Raw genomic sequence first — 888 nt, forward strand, 5'->3', positions numbered from 1 at the left:
ATCAAATTAGACGCAACGTATGAGAATCGAGTGAAAGGGATTTTGGAGTTCGTTGTAGCTGTTCGAAGTGAGTCTGTAATCCATGCCTAGAATCTCTAAGCAATTGTCGCTCCGTTGAGGTTCGGAGGTTCCTTTAGAATTAGGAATTGGACCAAGTTGGGTGAAAAGAATGTTTTTATAATAAATGTTGAGGCGGGAAGTGATGTGCGGGTTTCAGGTCTAGATAAAGACAACATCATTCAAAAAAGTGTCATCGTCACCGTTCGTGACTATCGTTTGTCGGTGGAATCATATCAAGTAGGGCAAAGAGAGCTGGTTGGGACATGTGGACAGGATATTGTTAGTGTGGATTTCCAAACGCGTGAGGGCATCTGGTTAAGCGCTATCATCGACGCAAACCTAGGTCGTTTCCATTTTTCGGATATGACAGCGTATGATCTGAAGGAAGAAATCCTTTTGGAGGCGCGGAACAGCGACGGGGATATCTGCCAAACGATGACCATTCATGTGAAGGATTATACATTGATAGTACCGGCTTACGAAATGGGAAAAGTGCGGTTGGATGGCGTTGTCGGAAAAGACATTGTGAAGGTGCAGCTTGTCAATGGAAGTGGCGCTCCGAAAACGGTGGATGTCTGGAATCAGTCGTTCCAATTTACAAGGATGCTCCTGCAAGATATTCAACCAACGAGTGACGTGATGATTCAAGGGCTCGATTCGCTTGGCAAGGTACAAAATCAGCAAACACTAACTATTCTTGATTACACAGTGACGGCGCCATTTTTGGAAGTGGGTCAAGATACGTACAGCGGAACGTATGGAAAAGATGTATATAAAGTGCGCATCCTGATCAATGGTACGGCTGTACAAGCGACCACAGCAGGCGGC

1 protein-coding gene is annotated in these 888 nt (G+C 45.3%); it reads left to right on the plus strand.

What is annotated here, in order from left to right; all coding sequences use genetic code 11:
- Positions 1–156: 156 nt before the first annotated feature.
- A partial coding sequence (locus PCORN_RS16720) for a hypothetical protein (RefSeq protein ID WP_036082697.1) occupies positions 157–888 on the plus strand: 732 nt, incomplete at its 3' end.

Origin of the sequence: Listeria cornellensis FSL F6-0969, from assembly GCF_000525855.1 — a bacterium.
In the GTDB taxonomy this organism is placed as follows: Bacteria; Bacillota; Bacilli; order Lactobacillales; family Listeriaceae; genus Listeria_A; species Listeria_A cornellensis.